At 71.8% G+C, this 19,085-nt stretch carries 13 protein-coding genes; 5 read left to right on the forward strand and 8 right to left on the reverse strand.

Features of this window, described 5'->3' with window-relative positions; all coding sequences use genetic code 11:
* Nucleotides 1-20: 20 nt before the first annotated feature.
* From IE271_RS31370 to eccE, 8 genes are all read right to left on the reverse strand, one after another.
* A complete protein-coding gene (locus tag IE271_RS31370; RefSeq protein WP_190193870.1) occupies nucleotides 21-1,094 on the reverse strand; it encodes an ABC transporter ATP-binding protein in 1,074 nt (357 codons plus the stop codon).
* The gene (locus IE271_RS31375; protein ID WP_190193871.1) at nucleotides 1,091-2,113 is read right to left on the reverse strand and encodes an ABC transporter ATP-binding protein; all 1,023 of its coding nucleotides are present in this window, start codon (nucleotides 2,111-2,113) and stop codon (nucleotides 1,091-1,093) included. The genes IE271_RS31370 and IE271_RS31375 overlap by 4 nt, the downstream gene beginning before the upstream one ends.
* Complete coding sequence (locus IE271_RS31380; protein ID WP_190193872.1) at nucleotides 2,110-3,066, reverse strand: ABC transporter permease; 957 nt, start codon at nucleotides 3,064-3,066, stop codon at nucleotides 2,110-2,112. The genes IE271_RS31375 and IE271_RS31380 overlap by 4 nt, the downstream gene beginning before the upstream one ends.
* Nucleotides 3,063-4,130 (reverse strand): ABC transporter permease, encoded by a 1,068-nt coding sequence (locus IE271_RS31385; RefSeq protein WP_190193873.1) that lies wholly within the window; start codon nucleotides 4,128-4,130, stop codon nucleotides 3,063-3,065. The genes IE271_RS31380 and IE271_RS31385 overlap by 4 nt, the downstream gene beginning before the upstream one ends.
* A gap of 65 nt (nucleotides 4,131-4,195) precedes the next feature.
* Nucleotides 4,196-6,109, reverse strand: a complete 1,914-nt coding sequence (locus IE271_RS31390; RefSeq protein ID WP_190193874.1) for an ABC transporter substrate-binding protein — start codon at nucleotides 6,107-6,109, stop codon at nucleotides 4,196-4,198.
* A gap of 357 nt (nucleotides 6,110-6,466) precedes the next feature.
* Nucleotides 6,467-9,616, reverse strand: coding sequence for an SCO5717 family growth-regulating ATPase (locus IE271_RS31395; protein WP_229919674.1), 3,150 nt, complete (start codon nucleotides 9,614-9,616; stop codon nucleotides 6,467-6,469).
* Between the two features lie 338 nt (nucleotides 9,617-9,954).
* Entirely contained in the window at nucleotides 9,955-10,758 is an 804-nt protein-coding gene (locus IE271_RS31400) for a hypothetical protein (RefSeq protein WP_373308872.1), read from the reverse strand.
* A gap of 5 nt (nucleotides 10,759-10,763) precedes the next feature.
* Nucleotides 10,764-12,089: a type VII secretion protein EccE gene (gene eccE / locus IE271_RS31405; RefSeq protein WP_190193876.1), complete on the reverse strand. Its 1,326-nt coding sequence runs from the start codon at nucleotides 12,087-12,089 to the stop codon at nucleotides 10,764-10,766.
* A gap of 196 nt (nucleotides 12,090-12,285) precedes the next feature.
* On the opposite strand from eccE, the gene eccB reads away from it, so the two are divergent.
* The 5 genes from eccB (at nucleotide 12,286) to IE271_RS31430 (ending at nucleotide 18,987) form a co-directional block, all read left to right on the forward strand.
* On the forward strand, nucleotides 12,286-13,815 hold the full coding sequence (eccB, locus tag IE271_RS31410; protein WP_190193877.1) for a type VII secretion protein EccB: 1,530 nt from the start codon (nucleotides 12,286-12,288) through the stop codon (nucleotides 13,813-13,815).
* 19 nt (nucleotides 13,816-13,834) lie between these two features.
* The gene (gene mycP / locus IE271_RS31415) at nucleotides 13,835-15,088 is read left to right on the forward strand and encodes a type VII secretion-associated serine protease mycosin (RefSeq protein ID WP_190193878.1); all 1,254 of its coding nucleotides are present in this window, start codon (nucleotides 13,835-13,837) and stop codon (nucleotides 15,086-15,088) included.
* Nucleotides 15,089-15,402: 314 nt separating this feature from the next.
* The gene (locus IE271_RS31420; RefSeq protein WP_190193879.1) at nucleotides 15,403-15,867 is read left to right on the forward strand and encodes a DUF2563 family protein; all 465 of its coding nucleotides are present in this window, start codon (nucleotides 15,403-15,405) and stop codon (nucleotides 15,865-15,867) included.
* Nucleotides 15,867-17,693: a hypothetical protein gene (locus IE271_RS31425; RefSeq protein ID WP_190193880.1), complete on the forward strand. Its 1,827-nt coding sequence runs from the start codon at nucleotides 15,867-15,869 to the stop codon at nucleotides 17,691-17,693. Before IE271_RS31420 ends, IE271_RS31425 begins: the two co-directional genes overlap by 1 nt.
* Before the next feature lie 106 nt (nucleotides 17,694-17,799).
* The gene (locus IE271_RS31430) at nucleotides 17,800-18,987 is read left to right on the forward strand and encodes a S8 family serine peptidase (protein WP_229919677.1); all 1,188 of its coding nucleotides are present in this window, start codon (nucleotides 17,800-17,802) and stop codon (nucleotides 18,985-18,987) included.
* Nucleotides 18,988-19,085: the final 98 nt, after the last annotated feature.

Genomic DNA, 19,085 nt, shown 5'->3' on the forward strand with positions numbered 1-19,085 from the left:
CCCGGTCGACGGCGGCCGCCCTACTCGCGCGGCTCCGCCTCCCGCTCCGTCGGCGCGGAGGTCTTCTCCGCAGGCGCGGAGGCCCTCGCCCGCGCCCAGTGGCACGCCACCTGCGCCCCGCCGGCGCCGGACAGGATCCCCAGGTCCCGGGTCCGGCAGTCCTCCGCCACGCCCGCCCGGGCCGCCTCGCCGCTCGCGAGGACCTGGCAGCGGGCGTGGAAACGGCAGCCGGACGGGACGCGCGACGGGTCCGGGGGCTCACCGGTGAGGACCACCGGGTCGCCGGGCGCCTCCGGGAGCACCGACAGCAGGGCCTGCGTGTACGGGTGCCGGGGCGCGGTGAGGACCTGCTCCACCGCGCCGGTCTCCACGATCCGCCCCAGGTACATCACCGCGACGCGGTCGGCGATGTTCCACGCCAGGCCCAGGTCGTGCGTCACCACCAGCGCGGACAGCCCGAGTTCGGTGCGCAGCCGCAGCAGCAGCGCCAGGATCTCGCCGCGCACCGACGCGTCGAGGGAGGCCACGGGCTCGTCGGCGACGATCAGTTCGGGCTCCAGGACGAGCGCGCCCGCGATGACCACGCGCTGGCGCTGCCCGCCGGACAGCTCGTGCGGGTACCGCAGGAAGAACCGCTCCGGAGGCCGCAGCCCGGCCCGCGCCAGCGCCTGCCCGACCGCGGCCCGCTCGTCGCCCCCGTAGTCGTGGATGCGCAGGCCCTCGGCCACCGCGTCGTACACCGTGTGGCGCGGGTTGAGCGAGCCGCTGGGGTCCTGGAGGACCAGCTGGACGCGCCTGCGGTACGCCTTCAGGGCCCGTGAGGAGTAGGCGAGGGGCCCGCCCGCGAAGGTGACCCGGCCCCCGGTCGGCGGCACCAGGCCCAGCAGGGCGCGGGCCAGCGTCGTCTTGCCGCAGCCGGACTCGCCGACCAGCGCGACGATCTCGCCGGGGCGGATGTCGAGGTCCACCCCGTCGACGGCGCGCGCCCGGGGCGCGCCCCGCCGGCCCGGGAACGCGACGTGCAGATCCTGGGCGCTGAGCAGCGGCGGGGCCGCGGAGGCGGGCGTGCCGGGGGTGGCCGCGGTCGTCGTCATGTGGTGCTCCTCGCGTCGTCCGTCTCCACCGCGACCGGGTCGGTCCCCACCGCCGTGGGCACACCCGCGTCCGCGTCCACGTGCACGCACGCCGCCCGCCGGCCGGTCCCGGCCGCGCGCAGCGGCTGGTCCTCCACCGCGCACGAGTCCAGTGCGACGGGGCAGCGCGGATGGAACGTGCAGCCGGGCGGCAGGTCCGCCGGGTCCGGCGGGTCGCCCGGCAGCCCGCGCGGCGCGAACCGCGACGCCGTGTCCCCGATGCGCGGGAACGCCGCCGACAGCGCCCGCCCGTACGGGTGCCGCGCGTCCTCGTACACCTGCCGGGCCGGGCCCTCCTCGACGACGCGGCCCGCGTACATCACCGCGAGCCGGTCGCAGGTGTCGGCGAGGACCGCCAGGTCGTGGCTGATCATGATCAGGCCCAGCTCCTGCTCCGCGACGAGCTGTTCGATCAGGCGCAGGATCTGCGCCTGGATCATCACGTCCAGGGCCGTGGTCGGCTCGTCGGCGACGACGACGGCCGGGTCGCAGGCCAGCGCCATGGCGATCATGACGCGCTGGCGCTGCCCGCCGGACAGCTCGTGCGGATACGCGCTCGCGCGGGCCGCGGGCAGCCCCACGTGCTCCAGCAGCTCGCCCGCCTTCCGCCTGGCCCCGGCGGGCGTCGCCTTCCTGTGCAGCAGGATCGGCTCGGCGATCTGGTCGCCGATGCGGTGCACGGCGTTCAGCGAGTGCATCGCGCCCTGGAAGACGATGGACGCGCCCGCCCAGCGCACCGCGCGCACCCGGCCCCACCGCATCGTCAGGACGTCCTCGCCGTCCAGCATGATCTGGCCGGTCACGCGCGTACCCGCGGGCAGCAGCCGCAGCAGGGCGAGGGCCAGCGTCGACTTGCCGCAGCCGGACTCGCCGGCGATGCCGAGCTTGCGGCCCGCGTCCACGGTGAGGTCGACGCCGCGCACGGCCCGCGCGCCGCCCGCGTACGTGACGTTCAGGTCCCTGACTTCCAGCAGGCTCAACGGGCCACCCCCAGCCTGGGGTTGAGTACGGACTCCACGGCGCGCCCGCAGAGCGTGAAGGCGAGGGCGACGACGGCGATCGCGATGCCCGGCGGCACCAGGTACCACCAGTTGCCCGAGCTGACCGCGCCCGCCTCGCGCGCGTCCTGGAGCAGTCCGCCCCACGACACGAGCGTCGGGTCGCCGAGCCCGAGGAAGGCGAGCGTCGCCTCGGAGAGGATGGACGAGGAGATCATCAGCGTGGTCTGGGCGAGCACCAGCGGCATCACGTTCGGCAGCACGTGCCGGGTCATGACGTGCCCGTGGCCGCCGCCGAGCGCCCGGGCGCGCTCGATGTACGGGCGCGACTCCACGGCGAGGGTCTGGGCGCGCACCAGACGCGCCGTCGTCGGCCACGAGGTCACCCCGATCGCCACGATGATCGTGAGCAGCGAGCGCGACATCACCGTGGCCAGCGCGATGGCCAGCACCAGCGTCGGCATGACCAGGAACCAGTCCGTGACCCGCATGACCACGGTCGCGTACCAGCCGCGGAAGTGGCCCGCGGTGATGCCGACGAGCGCGCCGATCAGCACCGACAGCACGGCGGCCAGCAGGCCGACGAGCAGCGAGACCCGCGAGCCCCACAGCACCAGGCCGAACAGGTCGCGCCCGAACTGGTCGGTGCCCAGCCAGAACTCCCCGCTCGGCTCCTCCATCGGCCCGCCCGGCGCGTCCGTCACGCTCTGCACGTCGGCGCCGACCGTCAGCGGGGCGGTCAGCGCGAGAAGCGCGAAGAGCACGAGCGCGGCCAGGCCGACCACGCCCGCGCGGTGCGTGCGGTACTGCCGCCAGAACCGGGCGGCCGAGTGGCGTCTGCGCTCCCACGCCAGGGCGCGCGGGCTCTTCGTCCCGCCCCGTACCGGGGTCTCGGGAGGTTCGGCCGGTCCGGCCGCGGTCGTGTCGGTCGTCATCGGCCCACCCGGGGGTCCAGCAGCGGATAGATCAGGTCGGCGAGGGTGTTCATCACGATCACCGCCGCGGCGAAGACGAAGAACAGGCCCTGCACCAGCGGCAGGTCGGGCACGCTCAGCGCCTGGTAGAACAGCCCGCCGAGGCCCGGCCAGGAGAAGACCGTCTCGACGAGGATCACGCCCGCGACGGTCCGCCCGAGGTTGACGAAGATCAGCGTCACGGTGGGCAGCATCGCGTTCGGCACGGCGTGCCGGCGGCGTACGAGGTCGTCCCGGAGGCCCTTGGCCCGCGCGGTCGTCAGGTAGTCGCTGCCCATCTCGTCCAGCAGCGCCGACCGGGTCACCAGCAGGGTCTGCCCGTACTCGACGGCGACCAGCGTGAGGACCGGCAGGACCAGGTGGTGGGCGACGTCGAGGACGTGGGCGAGGCCCTCCTGGCCGCCCGACTCCATGCCGCCGGTGGGGAAGAGACCCGGGATCGGGCCCATGCCCACGGCGAGGACGATGATGAGCAGCAGGCCGAGCCAGAACGAGGGGATCGAGTACAGCGTCAGGGCGAGCCCGGTGTTCAGCCGGTCGCCGAGGCGGCCGTTGCGCCAGGCGGAGCGGGTGCCCAGGAGGACGCCGAGCGCCGTGTAGAGGACGAAGGCGGTGCCGGTCAGGAGCAGCGTGTTCGGCAGCGCCTCGGTGATCCTGTCGATGACCGGCGTCCGGAACTGGTACGAGGTGCCGAGGTCACCGGTGAGCGCCTTGCCGCAGTAGTCGGTGAACTGCCGCCACAGCGGCAGGTCGAGCCCGAACTCCCGTCTGTAGGAGGCCAGTTGCTCGGCCGACACCTGGCGCCCGCCCGTCATGAACTTGACGGGGTCGCCGGGGATCAGCCGGAAGAGGAAGAAGCTGGTGACCAGGACGGCGAGCAGCGAGACGGCCGCGCCGCCCAGCTTGCCCGCCACGTACCGCAGGTACGCGGTCCTGGTGCGCGCCTTCGGCCCGCGGATCGGGGGCGCGGCCGGAGCCGGGCCCTCGGCCCTGTCGACCGGCGCGGATGTGGCGTCAGCGGTCATGAACACTCACTCGGTCGGAGAGGTGCGCGGCCCGCGGCACGGCGGCCGCGGGGCGCGCACTGCTGTCATTCGCGGTCGTCGGCCGTCGAGCGGCGGCGCAGCGCGAGGAGGCCGGCGGCTCCCGCGAGGACGACCACGCCCGCGACGATGCCGACGACGACGCCCGTGGAGCCGCCGGAGCCCGAGGAGCCGTCCGAGCCGGCCGGCTGCGCCGACCACCAGCTCCAGTAGCCGTCCTGGCCGAAGATGTTGCCCGCGGCCTCGGGCATCGTGGTGATCGAGGCGATCTGGTCCGTGCGGTAGGCCTCGACCGCGTTCGGGTACGCCATGACGTTCATGTACCCGGTGTCGTACAGCCGCGACTGCATCTGCTTCACGAGGTCTGCCCGTTTGGCCGGGTCGTACTCGGCGAGCTGCCGGTCGTAGAGGCCGTCGTACTTCTCGTCGCAGATGAAGTTGTCGGTCGCGCCGGTGTCCTTCGGGGTGGCGGGCAGGGCCGCGCAGGTGTGGATGGAGAGCACGAAGTCCGGGTCGGGGTTGACCGACCAGCCGTCGAAGGCGAGGTCGTACTCGCCCGCGAGCCAGGGGTCCGTCACGTTGTCCAGGCAGTCCAGCGTGATGCCGATGCCGAGGTCGCCCCACCACTCCTCGAGGTACTTGCCGACCGCCTTGTCGTTGGGGTCGGTGGCGTGGCACAGCACGCGGTAGTTCAGCGGCCTGCCGTCCTTGCCGACGCGCTTTCCGGCGGCGTTCTTCCTGTACCCCGCCTCGTCCAGCAGCTTCGCGGCCGCGGCCGGGTCGTAGGAGAGCTCCTGGTCCCCGGACGGCTCCCAGTGGTAGGTGTCGAAGCGCGGCGGGATGTAGCCCTTGCCCTCGACGGCGTGGCCCTGGAAGACCTTGTCGACGATCGTCTTCCGGTCCACCGCCATGAACAGCGCGTGCCGTACCCGCTCGTCGAGCAGCGACGGGTCGCCGTCGCCGAACTCCTGGCCGTCCTTGGACCGCGCCCCGGGGTTCGTGGCCAGCGCGTAGAAGCGGCGCCCGGGCGCGTCGTTGACCTTGATGTTCTCCTGCTTCTTCAGCGCCGCCGACTGCGCGGGCGTGAGGTTGTAGACGAACGAGACCTCGCCCTTCTGCAGGGCGGCGACGGCCGCGTCCCCGTCCTTGTAGTACTTGAAGACCAGCTCGTCGAATTTCGGTGCGCCGCGCCAGAAGCTCTTGTTGGCCTTCAGCCGCACGTAGCTGTCGGCCTTGTAGCCGGTCAGCACGAACGGCCCGTCGCCGACGATCGGGAAGTCCTTGTCGTTGTTGAACTTCGAGAAGTCGCCGACCTTCTCCCACACGTGCTTGGGCACGATCGGCACGTCCAGCGCGGCCATCGTGGCCTGCGGCTTCTTCAGCTCGATGACCAGCTTGGTGGGGCTCGGGGCCGTCACCTCGCGGAAGTTGCCGACGAAGCTGCCGTTGGCGGTGGCCGCGCCCGCGTCGGTCATCATCTTGTTGAACGTCCACGCCGCGTCCTCGGCGGTGACCGGCTTCCCGTCCGACCACTTCGCGTCGGAACGGATCGTGTAGGTCCAGGTCAGCTTGTCGTCCGAAGCCGTCCACTCGGTGGCGAGCCCCGGAACGGCGCTGTTGTCCTTCGCGCTGTAGCCGGTCAGGTACTCGTACGTCAGGCGGAGGACGCTCGTACTGACCAGCCGGACGGCCAGGAACGGGCTGAGCGAGTCCATGCTCTGCGCGACCGCGACGGTGAGCACCTTCTTGCCGTCGTCGGCCCGGGCCTGCTGGGGTGCGGGGTTCAGCGGGGTCGCGAGGCCGGCGGTCAGCGCGAGCGCGGCGGCGCCGGCGGCCACGGTGAGCCGGAGGGAGCGGAGAGGCCGGGTGAGGCGGCGGGTGAGGCGTGGGGCGCGGGTGCGGCCGGCCCGTGGGCCGGGGCCTCCTCTGCCGTACTGGTCTTGCTGAGCTCGTGTGTCCATGGGTCGCTGACCTCGCGTCATCGCTCGCACGGGAAGGGCTGCTGGATCAAGGGCCGTCGGCTGGGTCGACTGAGTGTGTATCAGCGCCGCTCTGCACGCGTCAACGGCAGGTGAACCCCATGTGGCCTGCGGAAATAACGAGTTGACGCGGATTTCACGCTCATTGGTCGAGACCACTGACGCCGTGCTGGCCAGCGCGTGGCGCCGGGTTTCGTGCCTGGACACGCGAGGGACGCGCCACGTCGGGGAGGAGCGCGCGCCCGGACACGCGAGCGGCCTCCGGCCGCTCCTCCTGGAGGAGCGGCCGGAGGCCGCGGTGCTCCCGTGGTCCCCGGCCCGGCCGCCGCCGGGCGCGGGTCACTGCCGCGGGGGAGCGGGCGGGGGCGGGTTCTGCCCCTCCGCCTGTCCCTGCTCCGGGGCGGGGGCGGGCGGAACCGGCGGGGCGGCGGGATACGGCTGGTAGGGCGGGCCGGGCGCCGGGGCCGGAGGCTGCTGGGCGTTCGGCTGGTACGGCTGACCGGGCTGCTGGTACGGCTGACCGGGCTGGAAGGGCTGACCCGGCTGGTACGGGGGCTGGGGAGCCTGCGGCTGGGGCTGCGCCTCGTGGGCGGCCGGCGGCTGACCCGGCTGCGGGTACTCCTGACCGGGGTGGGGATAGGCGTAGCCCGGCTGCTGCGGATGGGGCTGCTGAGGCGGCAGACCGTACGCAGGCTGCTCCGGGACAGGCCGGCCGTACGGGGGCTGGTCCGGAGCCGGCTGGCCGTACGGAGGCCGGCCCGGAGCGGGCTGGCCGTACGGGGGCCGGCCCTGGACCGGCTGGCCCGGCATCGGCGGGGCGGCGACCGGCGGCGGGTTGCCGTCCGACGTCCACAGGCCGTGCGCCTGCTGGTGCCGGACGAAGTCCTCGGCCACCATCGCGGACAGGTTGAAGTACGCCTCGCGCACCTTCGGCCGCATCATGTCGAGGTCGACCTCGGCGCCGGCCGCCAGGTGCTCGTCGAACGGCACGACCACGACACCGCGGCAGCGCGTCTCGAAGTGGGCGACGATGTCCTCCACCTTGATCATCTTGCCGGTCTCGCGCACCCCGGAGATGACGGTGACGGACCGGGAGACGAGGTCGGCGTACCCGTGCGCGGAGAGCCAGTCGAGCGTCGTGGAGGCGCTGCTCGCCCCGTCCACGGACGGCGTCGAGACGATGATGAGCTGGTCGGCGAGGTCGAGCACGCCGCGCATCGCGCTGTAGAGCAGACCCGTGCCCGAGTCGGTGAGGATGACCGGGTACTGCTTGCCGAGCACGTCGATGGCGCGCCGGTAGTCCTCGTCGTTGAACGTCGTGGACACGGCCGGGTCGACGTCGTTGGCGATGATCTCCAGACCGGACGGCGCCTGGGACGTGAACCGCCGGATGTCCATGTACGAGTTGAGGTACGGGATCGCCTGCACGAGGTCGCGGATGGTGGCCCCGGTCTCCCTGCGCACACGGCGCCCGAGCGTGCCGGCGTCCGGGTTGGCGTCGATGGCGAGGATCTTGTCCTGCCGCTCGGTGGCGAGCGTGGCGCCGAGCGCGGTGGTCGTGGTCGTCTTGCCCACGCCGCCCTTCAGGCTGATGACGGCGATCCGGTAGCAGGAGAGCACGGGCGTGCGGATGAGGTCGAGCTTGCGCTGCCGCTCGGCCTCCTCCTTCTTGGCGCCCAGCTTGAACCGGGAGGCCGCGGCGGGCCGCCCGCTCTTCGCCTTCTGCTTCTTGTTGTTGAGCAGCCGGTCGGAGGACAGTTCCACGGCGGCGGTGTACCCCAGCGGCGCGCCCGGGTTGGTGGGCTGCCGCTGGTCGTGCTGCACGGCCTGCGGCCAGGCGGCCCCGACGCGGGGGTCGACGGGCGGCTGGGCACCGGGCGCCTGCGGCTGGCCGGGCTGCGCCTGCGGCTGCCCAGGGGCCCCGGGACCGTCGGGGGCCTCGGGGTTCCGGGGCTGCGGGAACCCGTAACCGGCCTGCTGGGCGGCGGGGTCCGGCTGTCCCGGGGACTGCGGCGCGGCGGGGGCGCCGGGGTGGGGGAAGCCGTAACCGGCGGGCGGGGCCGGAGGAACGGGCGCGGCGGGAGCCGCGGCACCCGGCTGCCCGGGCTGCGGGAACCCGTAGCCGGCGGGCTGGGCGGGAGCGGGGACCTGGGGCGGTGCCGGCGGCTGCGGGAACCCGTGACCGGCCGGCGGGGCGGGCGCGTGCGGCGGCTGCGGCGCGGGCTGGGGGAATCCGTAGCCGCCGGGCTGCTCCGGCGCACCGGGAGAGGCCGGCCAGGCCGGGGGAGCGGGCTGCGGAGCCTGCGGCTGGAACGGCGGGAGATCCGGCGCGGGCGCGGGGGCCTGCGGCTGGGCGGCGGCCGGGACCTGCGGCCCCTCCTGCCCCTCCTGCTCCTCGGCGGACTTCGGCGGCTCCGCGGGCTGGGCCGTGGGCCACTGGGCCCCCGGTACGGGTGCCGGTGCGGGCACGGCGGGCTGATACGCGGGCGGCAGCGGGGGCAGACCGCTCTGCGGCAGCGGCGGGGGCGGAGTCCACGCGGACGCGTCCTGTCCGGCGGCACCGGTACCGCCGGGGACGTCGGCGGAGACCTCGGTGGTGGCGCCGGGTACGGAGCCCTGGGACTCGGCGCTCCCGGCGCTTTCGGCGTTCTGGCCACCCTCGGTGTCCGGCGCGTCGGCCGCGGCACCGGAGGCGGCGGCCGACGCCCCCGTCTTGCCCGCTTCGGCGGACGGGCCGTCCGGGGACCCGACGGCTCTCCGGGCGGCGCCCTCCTCCGGACCCGAGGTGTCGGCCGCGTCCCCGGCGGGCGCGTCTCCGGTAACCGCGTCTCCGGCACTGTCACCGGCGTCGGTACCGGTGGCGGCATCGGTATCGGTGGCGGTGTCGGTACCGGTGGCGGCGTCGGTATCGGTACCGGCGGCGTCGCCGAGGTCAGCGCTCGTACCGGAAGCCGTCGGGGAGGCCCCCGCGGCGGAGGACTCCGCCGCCGTTCGCTCCTCGATCTCCTGCTTCAGCGCGGCAGCGGAGATGCGCATGGTGGCGCCGTTGTCGACCTCTCCGCTCCAGGCACCGGTGCCACCGAACGCGCCGGTGCCGTCTCCGGACCCGGCCTCGCCGCCCGCCGGTGCCTCCGGCGTCACCGCATCGCTTCCGGGGGCCGAGGCGGACGTACTCCCCGCGTCGGGGTCCGCGTCCGGCTCGGCACCGGTTTCCGCGGTCGTACCCCCGAAGTCCCCGGCGGACGGAGCCGCACCGGCCTCCGGGTCCCCGGACGCCGAGGGCGGCTGCGAGGACGGATCCTGCGACTGCTCCTGGGAACCGAAACCGGAACTCGCGCCCGAACCACCCGACGCGTTCTGCGTGTACCAGGCAGGTGGTGCGTAGTCGATGGTGAACTCGCCCGTCGTCTCGATGGCGGACTCCGCGTCGGACTGGTCATCGCCGGGTGTGGCCCAGCCCCCGCGGATCCCGTCCCGATCGCTGTTCACAATTCCTCCTGGTGTGGTCGAGCACCCGCATGCCGTGCTGGGGCGACCGCTCTTTCCGTTCGAAGTCGTCCGAATCCGCACGGCTGTCCCCCTGGGGGCGCCGACTGCCTGTTCGCGGTTTCCATGGGTGCGCCCGGTCCCAGCCTAATCACCACGAGTGTGCCAGGGCAGGCCCGTCCGCCCCTCCGCGCCCGTCCACCACGTCACGTCCGCCCCGGAGGTGACGCACGCGCCCCTCGCATCCCCGAACAAACCGGGTCTTCACGGCGCTCCGAAGGGAACAGAATCAGCCGGGAACCGAACCCGGCCACGCCGTACCGGTCCACCGCCGCGCCGGCTCAGTCCATGCGGCGAGGCGTACCCAGCAATCCGGTCTCGGCGTCGGTGGGCTGTGTCATCACGTACTGGCGGTCCCGGTCGGCGCACCACAGCGTGACACCGTCGGTGAGCGTGGGCAGCGACTCCACGTCCTCCCGAGGAAGGGCCAGCGTGCGGCTTATCTCGGCGGCCTCGTCCGGCGAGACCTGCTGCACTCCGACGAGCCGCGCCTGACGCATCAGCCGCGGAGCCACCGGACTGAGGTACGGCAGCAGTGTCAGCACCGCTTGCCAGGGTCCCGAGACGACCCGCCCGCGGGGCGGCCGCATACCGCAGTCCCGTACCACCAGCACCGAGTTGCCGGCCGAGGCCCCCTGAGGCGGCACCCGGCCCACGTCGTACACGGTCATGCCGGACTGCCCGCCGCCCACGGCCTGCACCAACTGCGCCCAGGCCTGGGCCCGTCCGGTCTCCACGGCGACGCGCGTCCCCGTGGCCGCCGCCCGCAGGGCGATGACCTGGGCGGTCCACAGACCGCCGATCAGGACGACGTCGTACGGAGTCGGCCGGTTCAAGCCCAGCACCGCGGGCTGCCCCTCGGCGTCGACGCCGACGACGACACCGTCGTCCCCGATGGGCAGGGCGAGGGTGTCCAGCTGTTCCGCGGACAGGGTGTGCCGTCCGTGCCGGGGGCCCCGCAGCCCGAACCCGCTGCGCACGCGATCGCGCAGCCGTTCCGCGGCCGAGGGCTCCGGAGGACCGCCGGCCGTGGTGTACGCCGCCGGTGGATACGCCCCGGGGCCGTTCGTCGTCCGTGAGGTCATGGCCGTCACCGGGCACCTCCGAGAGGCAGAGTGGCGAGTACGCCGGGCAGCTGCTGGCGGTCGAGACGGGCCAGGCCCGTACCGGTCTGCCGCGCGGCCTGCTCCAGCGCGTGCCGTGCGGCGACCAGCTCGCTGTCGCTGCGCCCGGTCACCCGCATGTGGCCGGTCAGCGTCACCTCCCGCCGCTCACCGCGCGCCAGTGTGAGGCTGAAGGTCGTGGCCAGCGCGGGGACGGCGGTGAGCAGCGCGACCAGCTGAGGGAGGGAAGGACCCCGTCCGCCCAGCTGCGGCCACTGGCGCACCCAGTACGCCGTGTGCCTGCGGTTGTCGCAGCGCCAGCTACGGCTGGTCTCCTCGGTCCTGCGCTCCGGCACCTCGGTCCGTCCCGCCTCCGCCGTCACCAAGGGGTTGGCGCACGCCGACGTGGCCACGGCGGCCGTCAGCTCCTCCTCGTCCAGCACGGTGGCGCGGAAGCCCGCTCCCGTCAGCCGGCTGGCGAGGTGGTCCGCGACGCGCACGACGCACTTCTGCGCCCCGGTGAGCCCGCCTCCCCGCGCGGCCACGGCCTCCGGGCACAGCTCCGGATCCAGCTTCAACGCGATCCAGGTGATGCGCACGGCGGGTGCTCCGGTCTGCGCCTGCAATGGGGCGTAGTTGCTCACCGCGACGGACTGCTGCGGCAGGTGCAGCGCGGGCGCGGGCTGCGTGTGCAGCACGACCTGGGCGGACTCCAGGCGGATCCCGTCCACCTCGAGGGCGTCCCGTACGAGACCCAGCGGCAACGGCTGCCGACTGCGCTCCGCCCGCAGCGCCGTCGCGTCGGCCTCCACCTGCAGGACGGCGGTGACGAACGTGCCGTCCCCGACGATGCCCACGGACCGGCGGTCACGGCCCCCGTAGGTGTAGGTGCGCAGACTCGGGTCGCACTCCACCGCGGGCGCGAGCCCCGGCTCCGTCCCAGGAGGCACCGGAGTGCCGGCCGCGTGGCGCTGCCGCGCCTTCAGGGCTCGTGCCGTGCCGAGCCATTCGGGCAGGGAGCGACCTCGGCGACGCACGAAGGCGAGCAGCACCAGGACCACCGCGACCACGGCCGCGGCGATCAGGGCCATGGGGCCGACGGCCCATCCGACGAGCAGTACGGCGGCCGCGAGTTCCAGCAGGACGAGTCGTTGCAATCGGAACGCCCCGGACTGCCCGGAATGCGCCCTGAGGTGGAACGGCCGTGCCTCCCGCGACTGCGCACCCGGTCCGGAGGAACCCTGCGCGGGAGAGGCCGGGGGGCCGTCCGCCTGCGACCGGTCGCGTGACCGGGACCGCGTTCTGGAAGCCATCACTCCATCCCCCGTTTTCGCTCACATCCCGCTGGAATTCCGTCACAGGACCGGGCCCTTGAAGGCCCGGGTACCCTACCCGCTCCACGGGACCGCTCCTGCAACAGGCATAGTAGGGGGCCGGTCCGACAACGGAGGCGGGGGACGGCGTCCCTCGAGCGCGACCCAGGCCAGACACGGGGAGAAGCAGGCACACATGGCATCTCGGCGGGACCAGCTCAATGCCTACACCTTCGCGAAGCGCCGTATGCTCGCGGCCTTCGTCCAGTCGTCCCCCGACGGCTCGGAGGAGGGGGCGCCGCGTCCGTTGCGCGCCGTCCTGCCGGGCGTCATCGCCGGGGTGGTCGTCGTGGCCGCGTTCGGCGCGTGGGGGATGTTCAAACCGACCGCACCGAAGGGCTGGGACGAGCCGGGCAAGAAGGTGATCGTCGCCAGCGACTCCACCACCAGGTACGTCGTCCTCAGGACCGACGGGAAGGAGCAGCTGCACCCCGTGCTCAACATGGCGTCGGCGAAGCTCCTCCTCGACGACCCGGGCCGGGCCGACGTCGTCACCGTCGACGAGTCCGTCCTCGACAAGGGCGACATCCCGCGTGGCGTCACCATCGGCATCCCCTACGCTCCTGACCGGCTCCCCTCCGCCAAGGAGGCGGGCGCCGCGAAGCGCTGGGCCGTCTGCGAGCGCCCGAGCGCGGGCGACAACACGATCCAGAAGGCCGCGTTCGTCCTGGCCTCCCGCGACATGAAGAAGACCGAGGGCGCGAACAGACTGCGTGGCGGCGAGCTGCTGTACGTCGCGGGTCCGGACGGGACCCGTTACGTCGTGGACGCTCGCGGCACCGCGTACGAAGTGGACAAGTCCGACGAGTTGCTGCTGCGCACCCTCGTCGGCTCCGGCCGCGAACCCCAAAGGGTGTCCGCGCCCTGGCTGGAGACCCTCCACAAGGGTGACCCTGTCACCTTCCCCGAGGTCGAGGGCACGGTCGGCGCGGCAGCGGGAGTCGACGGCACCCTGCCCGACGAGGCGAACCAGGTCGGCATGATCCTGAAGGCCACCAACGGCGACGCCGAGCAGTACTACATCGTCGAGCCGGGCAAAGTGGTCCCCGTCTCGGACTTCACCGCCAAGCTGCTCCTCAGCAGCCGGGAACTGGCCGGCCTCGGCCAGGCCGGCCAGGCGCTCGGCGTCAGCGCGGGCATGTTCGTGCCCACCACCACCGGGTTCTACGAGGACCGCAGGTGGCCGAGCCAGTCCCCGACGCCCGTCAACGAGGCGGACACCGCGGAGGGCAGCCGCAACACGGTCTGCAACGTCCTGCGCGACGTCGACGAGGGCAACGGACGGACCACGTTGAGCACCTGGGCGGGCACCGACTTCCCGGCGACCCTCCCCACCGGCTCCGACAGCGCGTACGTCACTCCCGGCTCCGGTCAGCTCTACCGCCAGTTCCAGGGTGAGGAGACCAAGGCGGGCGGTGTCTTCCTGGTCACCGACACCGGTCTGCGCTACGCCATGCAGTCCAACGACGACGGCGCCACGGACGACGCGGGCATCGGCCTCACTGCCAAGAAGCGCAAGGAACTCCAGCAGCAGGCCCAGCTGGCCCAGATCCACCTGGGGTACGGCGACGTGGACCCGGCACCCATTCCTCTGGAGTGGTCCAAGGCCCTGTCCACCGGCCCGCGGCTGTCGACCGCGGACGCCCGTCAGCCGCAGGGTTCCTGAGGCTCGCGAGGGAGACATCATGCGATACGCACTCTCCACGGGCCCGCGGCGCGCGGTCGCGGTGACCGCGTCGGCACTCATCACCGTCGGAGTGGCCCTGGCACCTCCCGCCGCCGCGGACCCGGCGACCGGCCAGTGCACGTTCCCCAACAAGAAGTACGAGGGCCGCCCCTGGTCCCTGCAGCGCGTCCTCCTCGAGGAACTGTGGAGCCAGTCCAAGGGCGAGAACGTCGAGGTGGCCGTGATCGACACAGGGGTGGACACGAAGAACCCCCAACTCAAGGACGCGGTGGACGCGTCGAAGGGGGCAAACTACCTGCCTTCCAAGGACGACAAGGGCGAACCGATCGACCGCGGCAGGTCCAACGGTACGACCGACAAGGTCGGCCACGGCACGCGCGTGGCGGGCATCATCGCGGCCCGCCCCGCCGAGGGCACGGGTTTCGTGGGCCTGGCCCCCGAAGCGAAGATCATCCCCATCAAGCAGAACGACGCGGAGGGCCACGGCACGGCCAAGACGCTGGCCCGGGCCATCGATCACGCGATCGCCGTCAAGGCCGACATCATCAACATCTCCCAGGACACCGCGAACGCCGCCGAACCCGATCCCGTACTCAAGGAGGCGGTGGACAAGGCGCTGACGCAGAACATCGTGGTGATCGCCTCGGCGGGCAACGACGGCCTCGGCGGCGGCTCCAAGAAGACGTATCCGGCGTCGTTCGAGGAAGTCCTGGCGGTGGCCGCCTCGGACCGCAACAACGAGCGCGCCTCGTTCTCCCAGTCCGGCGACTTCGTCGGAGTGGCGGCTCCCGGGGTCGACATGATCTCCACGGTCCCCGGGGGCGGCCACTGCTCCGACAACGGGACGAGTTTCTCCGCCCCCTATGTCGCCGGTGTCGCCGCCCTCATCAAGGCCAAGCACCAGGACTGGACCGCCGGCCAGATCGTCGCCCAGATCGAGCAGACCGCGGAACGCTCCGTCGACGGCCGCGACAACCGCGTCGGCTGGGGCGTCGTCGACCCGGTCCGCGCTCTGACCGAGGACGACCACCCGATCGAGTCCCCGAGCCCTCACGAGGGGCTGACCGAGGCGAAGGCTCCCACCCCGGCCGAACTCCACCTCGGCGAGACCGCCGACGAACGCAACGCGCGCCTGGCGACCTACGCGGCCGTCGGGGCGATGGTGCTGGTGGCAGGCCTGGGCGGCACGGCAGTGGCGATGCGGGACGCCCGCAGGAAGCGGGACCACGGGATCGGAGCGTCAACGCGTTGACCCGCTTCTACCTCCCGGTTTTTGTGGTCGCAAAGATCTACTGATGCGGGTGTCGGTGACCGGGGCAGCGGGAAGGAAGCAACGGTACTGCCGGAACCCATGCCCACTTCAGGTACGTATGGGGCGATCGACGCTTCTTGTTCGGCGGGCGGGCGGCCCAACGGCTCTGTGACCGACTAAGTACGAAGTCGGATTGGCTGAGATTTACACAATGGCTACAGTGACCGATGGGTGTTCAGGTGGTCACTGTGCTGCCGCGTACATCCACCAGCGGTACACAACGGGGTACGGGGAAACGGGGAAGGTGGTGCGTCATGCCTCCTGGGGAGAGCGGCGCCGATCTGCGGCGGGGCCTGGAAGCGCTCACGACGTTCAAGAAGCGGGTGGACGGCCTGCTCAAGACCCTTGAAGGCTCCGCCGGCAGTCCTACCAAGGTGGAGGCGCAGCGCATCTCCCGCGCGTCGTTCAGTGGACCCGGGACGTTCCACGAGGCTTCCGGCCTCTACGCCCAGTACAACAACGTCCACGAACGTCTCGTCTCCCTCTCCAAGACGCTCGGCCTGCAGATCGAGTCGATGCGGATCGCCGTCCACGGCGCGGACATCGGCTTCGACAACCTGGAAGAGGAGCAGCGCCGCCGCTTCTGGCAGATCCAGACACGCGTCGACCGTGATCACCGTGAGTACACGCAGGAGCAGCGCGAGAGGGAAGCGGCGGAGCGCGGGCAGGACGGCAAGACGGAAGAGAAGCGTACCGACGACACCACGGCCGGGTACTGATGGGCGACGAGAAGCAGCAGCAGAACGACCACAAGGCCGACCTGGAGCAGGTGGCTCAGCAGGTCGGCATCATCGACGCGGCCAACACCGTGTCGGACATGCTCAGCGGCACCTTCTTCGGCAGGGTCCGCTTCTTCGGCACGACGAGCTTCGAGGGCCACCGGCTCAACGACATGATCGATCTCGTCGAGTCCGCGAACCCGGCCGACCTGGAGAGCGCCGGCGAAGCCCTGTGGAACGCCCGGACCGCCATCAACGAGGCCGCCGAGGAACTGAAGGGCCACATCGAGCGGGTCGACTGGGAGGGCGAGGCCGGCGACGCGTTCCGCACCTGGGGCAGTCAGCTCGTCAAGGACACGCAAAAGCTCGCCGAGTACGCCGACGCCGCGGGCACCCAGATCGCGGCCGCGGGCACGGGCCTCGCCTCCGTGCGCAGCTCCATGCCGCCGCGCGACAACCGGTCCGACCCCAAGACGGTCGACGACATCCCCAAGGACAAGCGCGTCGAGAGCAACGACGAGTACACGGCGGCCGTCAAAGCGGAGAAGCACCGCCAAGAGGCGATCAACCAGATGAACCGCCTGGCGTCGTTCTACAAGGTCTCGGAGGAGGCCCTGGCGAACCAGGAGCCGCCTGTGTTCCGGCCTATGGGGAATGTGGGGGTTCCGCGGCCGGAGAGGCCGCGCGACTGGAGAGGCCCGGGAGCAGCGCAGGAAGGTGCGACCGCCGGTAGCGTTCGCGAGACCGATTCGGTAGTCCGTTATGCCTCGCACAGCGCTATGGGTGACCCGGACCTGGGCAGGGACACCCCACCGTTGCAGGAAGCCAAAGAGGGGATCACCTACCCGGACAGAGCTGTCGGCACGGAGATCAACAGCGTCGGCACCCTGCCTCAGGAGACCAGGCCGGCGACCTCCGCGCCATCGGTGACCACGTCGGGCGGATCCTCCGGAGGAACGGCAATTCCTCCGTTCGTCAGTGGATCCGCAGCCCCCGCTTTCGGCACGGCAACCGGGCGCACTTCTGGGCTCAGCAAGACGAACGGCCCCCGGACTCCGTTCCCGGCACAGGGGCGTGCGGGTACCCCTGGTGGCACCGCCGCAGGCAGCACCGGACGTGGCTCCTCTGGCCAGGGACAGGTGGGACGAGCTGCCGCGACAGGGCAGGCCGGAGCCCGTGGAGCCACCGGACAGGCGGGCCGGGCTGCGGCCACAGGCCAGGCAGTGGCTCGCGGAGCCACCCCGGCTGCCGGCAGGACACCCATGGCGAACGGCATCTCCGGCGGCACGTCGAGGACCGGTGGCGCGGCGGCCGGTCGCGTCGGAGGTACACCTGCATCTGGTGCCGGACGTGCAGGTGGTGCCGTCGGTCGAGCGAAAGCCGCAGACGCCACGGGTGCCGGACGTAGTGGCGGGGTCGTCGGTGGGAAGCCGGTCACAGGAGGTACATCCGGTACGAGCGGTACCAAAGTGCCGCGTGGCACGGTCGTCGGTACCGAGGGTGCGACCGGCCCACGGAAGACGAGCGGTACACCCGGTCAACGCGGCGTGATCGGCGCGGCTACCAATCCAACACCAGGACGGACTCCGCGCCGGTCGACGAACAACCCGGACGGTGTGGTGGGTTCGCCCAAGAACCTCACCTCCAAGTCCAGGAACCGAGGACGCTTCTCCGGCGGCACCGGTCTGGTGCGTGGTCCGGCGAGCGAAGAGGATCTTGGTACGACCGGTGGCGCACGTCGACCGCAGCGTGAGCGATCGAGCGGTGAGGACGAGAGGCGCTCACCCGACATCGAGCGGCGGAACGCGCCGCCGACGAACGACTGACCGGACACGAGCGAGGACCTACAGAGGCATGTTGTCAGCGATCAGCCGACGCGGCAGGCGGCCCGCGCCCTTCAGCGGGCCGCGCAGGAGACGACGGGTGACCACCGTGTGCTCGGCACTCGGCGCTCTGGCCGTCGTGTCGGCCGGCCTGGCCCCGAACGCGGCGGCCTACGACGTCCAGTCGAAGCAGTGGTACCTGTCGGTGATGAAGGCCGACCAGATGTGGAAGACGAGCACCGGCAAGGGTGTGAAGGTGGCCGTCGTCGACACAGGGGTCAATCCTGCTACGCCCTCCCTGGAGGGGCAGGTACTCGCCGATGAGGTACCGGAAGCCGTCGCGTACCACGCCACCAAGGACTACGGGGCCCATGGGACGACCATGGCAGAAGTGATCGCAGGTACCGGAGCCGGTGGCGGCATGAAGGGCCTTGCACCAGGAGCCAAAATTGTGCCCTACCGGATCGTGCTAGAGGGTGTACCCAAGGAAGAGAAGAAAAGGACAGCCGAAGCAGCGGATGCCGTCAGGGCTGCCGCTGACACAGACGTAAAGATCATCAGCATGTCCTTCGGCGATGACTACATCGATCCGGAGCTTGAGGAATCCCTCAAGTACGCCCATTCCAAGGGAAAGTTGCTGTTCGCCAGTGTAGGTAATAACGCGGAGACGAATAACGACATCGGTTACCCGGCCGGTTACCCCTACGTCGTCGGTGTTGCCGCGGCCGACAAGTCGGGCACAGTGGGCAAGTTCTCCGAGCACGGTAACTATGTCGACCTCGCGGCGCCGGGGCTCGACATTCCTCGCTGGTGCGACACGACGTTTCGTTCCTACTGCGACGGCGGGGACGGGACCAGCCCGGCCACTGCCGTGGCCTCCGCCTCTGCCGCTCTGATCTGGTCCGCCCATCCAGACTGGACGGCCAACCAGGTGCTCAACGTCCTGCTGGATACCGCGGGCCGGGACTGGCCGAAGGAGACGCCCAGCAACTACCTCGGTTATGGACTTGTCCGTCCCCGCGTGGCACTCGCCGACAAGGACATCGATCCGGGTGCGGCCGACAAAGACCCGCTCAGTTATGAGAACGGCACCGGCGTGATCGAGGAAAGTCCCTCCGCTTCCGTCTCAGCCTCGTCACAGCCCTCGAAAAACACTTCAGGCAGCAAGGCTTCAGCGGCAGAATCGAATTCCGAACCGTCCGAAGGAAACACGCTCTGGGTGGTCCTGGGGATCGTCGCGGTGGCGGTGATCGGCGGCGGTGGCTATGCCGCGATGCGCGCACGGCGCAGCGGCTGAACTCATTGTGGGCCTTCGGCTCGTCGTAGCGGGCCGGGGTTCCGCGTCCCGCCCCGTGGCGGTGTGCGCATCAACCATTTCTGACGGTATCCCGGGAA

It is taken from the genome of Streptomyces minutiscleroticus (assembly GCF_014650875.1).
Classification (GTDB): domain Bacteria; phylum Actinomycetota; class Actinomycetes; order Streptomycetales; family Streptomycetaceae; genus Streptomyces; species Streptomyces minutiscleroticus.

What these genes read in the sequence shown, in the direction of transcription:
- IE271_RS31380 (WP_190193872.1), bottom strand. Translation starts at nt 3,066, where the DNA reads ATGACGACCGACACGACCGCGGCCGGACCGGCCGAACCTCCCGAGACC.
- IE271_RS31420 (WP_190193879.1), top strand. Translation starts at nt 15,403, where the DNA reads ATGCCTCCTGGGGAGAGCGGCGCCGATCTGCGGCGGGGCCTGGAAGCG.
- IE271_RS31400 (WP_373308872.1), bottom strand. Translation starts at nt 10,758, where the DNA reads ATGACCTCACGGACGACGAACGGCCCCGGGGCGTATCCACCGGCGGCG.
- IE271_RS31385 (WP_190193873.1), bottom strand. Translation starts at nt 4,130, where the DNA reads ATGACCGCTGACGCCACATCCGCGCCGGTCGACAGGGCCGAGGGCCCG.
- eccB (WP_190193877.1), top strand. Translation starts at nt 12,286, where the DNA reads ATGGCATCTCGGCGGGACCAGCTCAATGCCTACACCTTCGCGAAGCGC.
- IE271_RS31390 (WP_190193874.1), bottom strand. Translation starts at nt 6,109, where the DNA reads ATGGACACACGAGCTCAGCAAGACCAGTACGGCAGAGGAGGCCCCGGC.
- eccE (WP_190193876.1), bottom strand. Translation starts at nt 12,089, where the DNA reads ATGGCTTCCAGAACGCGGTCCCGGTCACGCGACCGGTCGCAGGCGGAC.
- IE271_RS31370 (WP_190193870.1), bottom strand. Translation starts at nt 1,094, where the DNA reads ATGACGACGACCGCGGCCACCCCCGGCACGCCCGCCTCCGCGGCCCCG.
- IE271_RS31425 (WP_190193880.1), top strand. Translation starts at nt 15,867, where the DNA reads ATGGGCGACGAGAAGCAGCAGCAGAACGACCACAAGGCCGACCTGGAG.
- mycP (WP_190193878.1), top strand. Translation starts at nt 13,835, where the DNA reads ATGCGATACGCACTCTCCACGGGCCCGCGGCGCGCGGTCGCGGTGACC.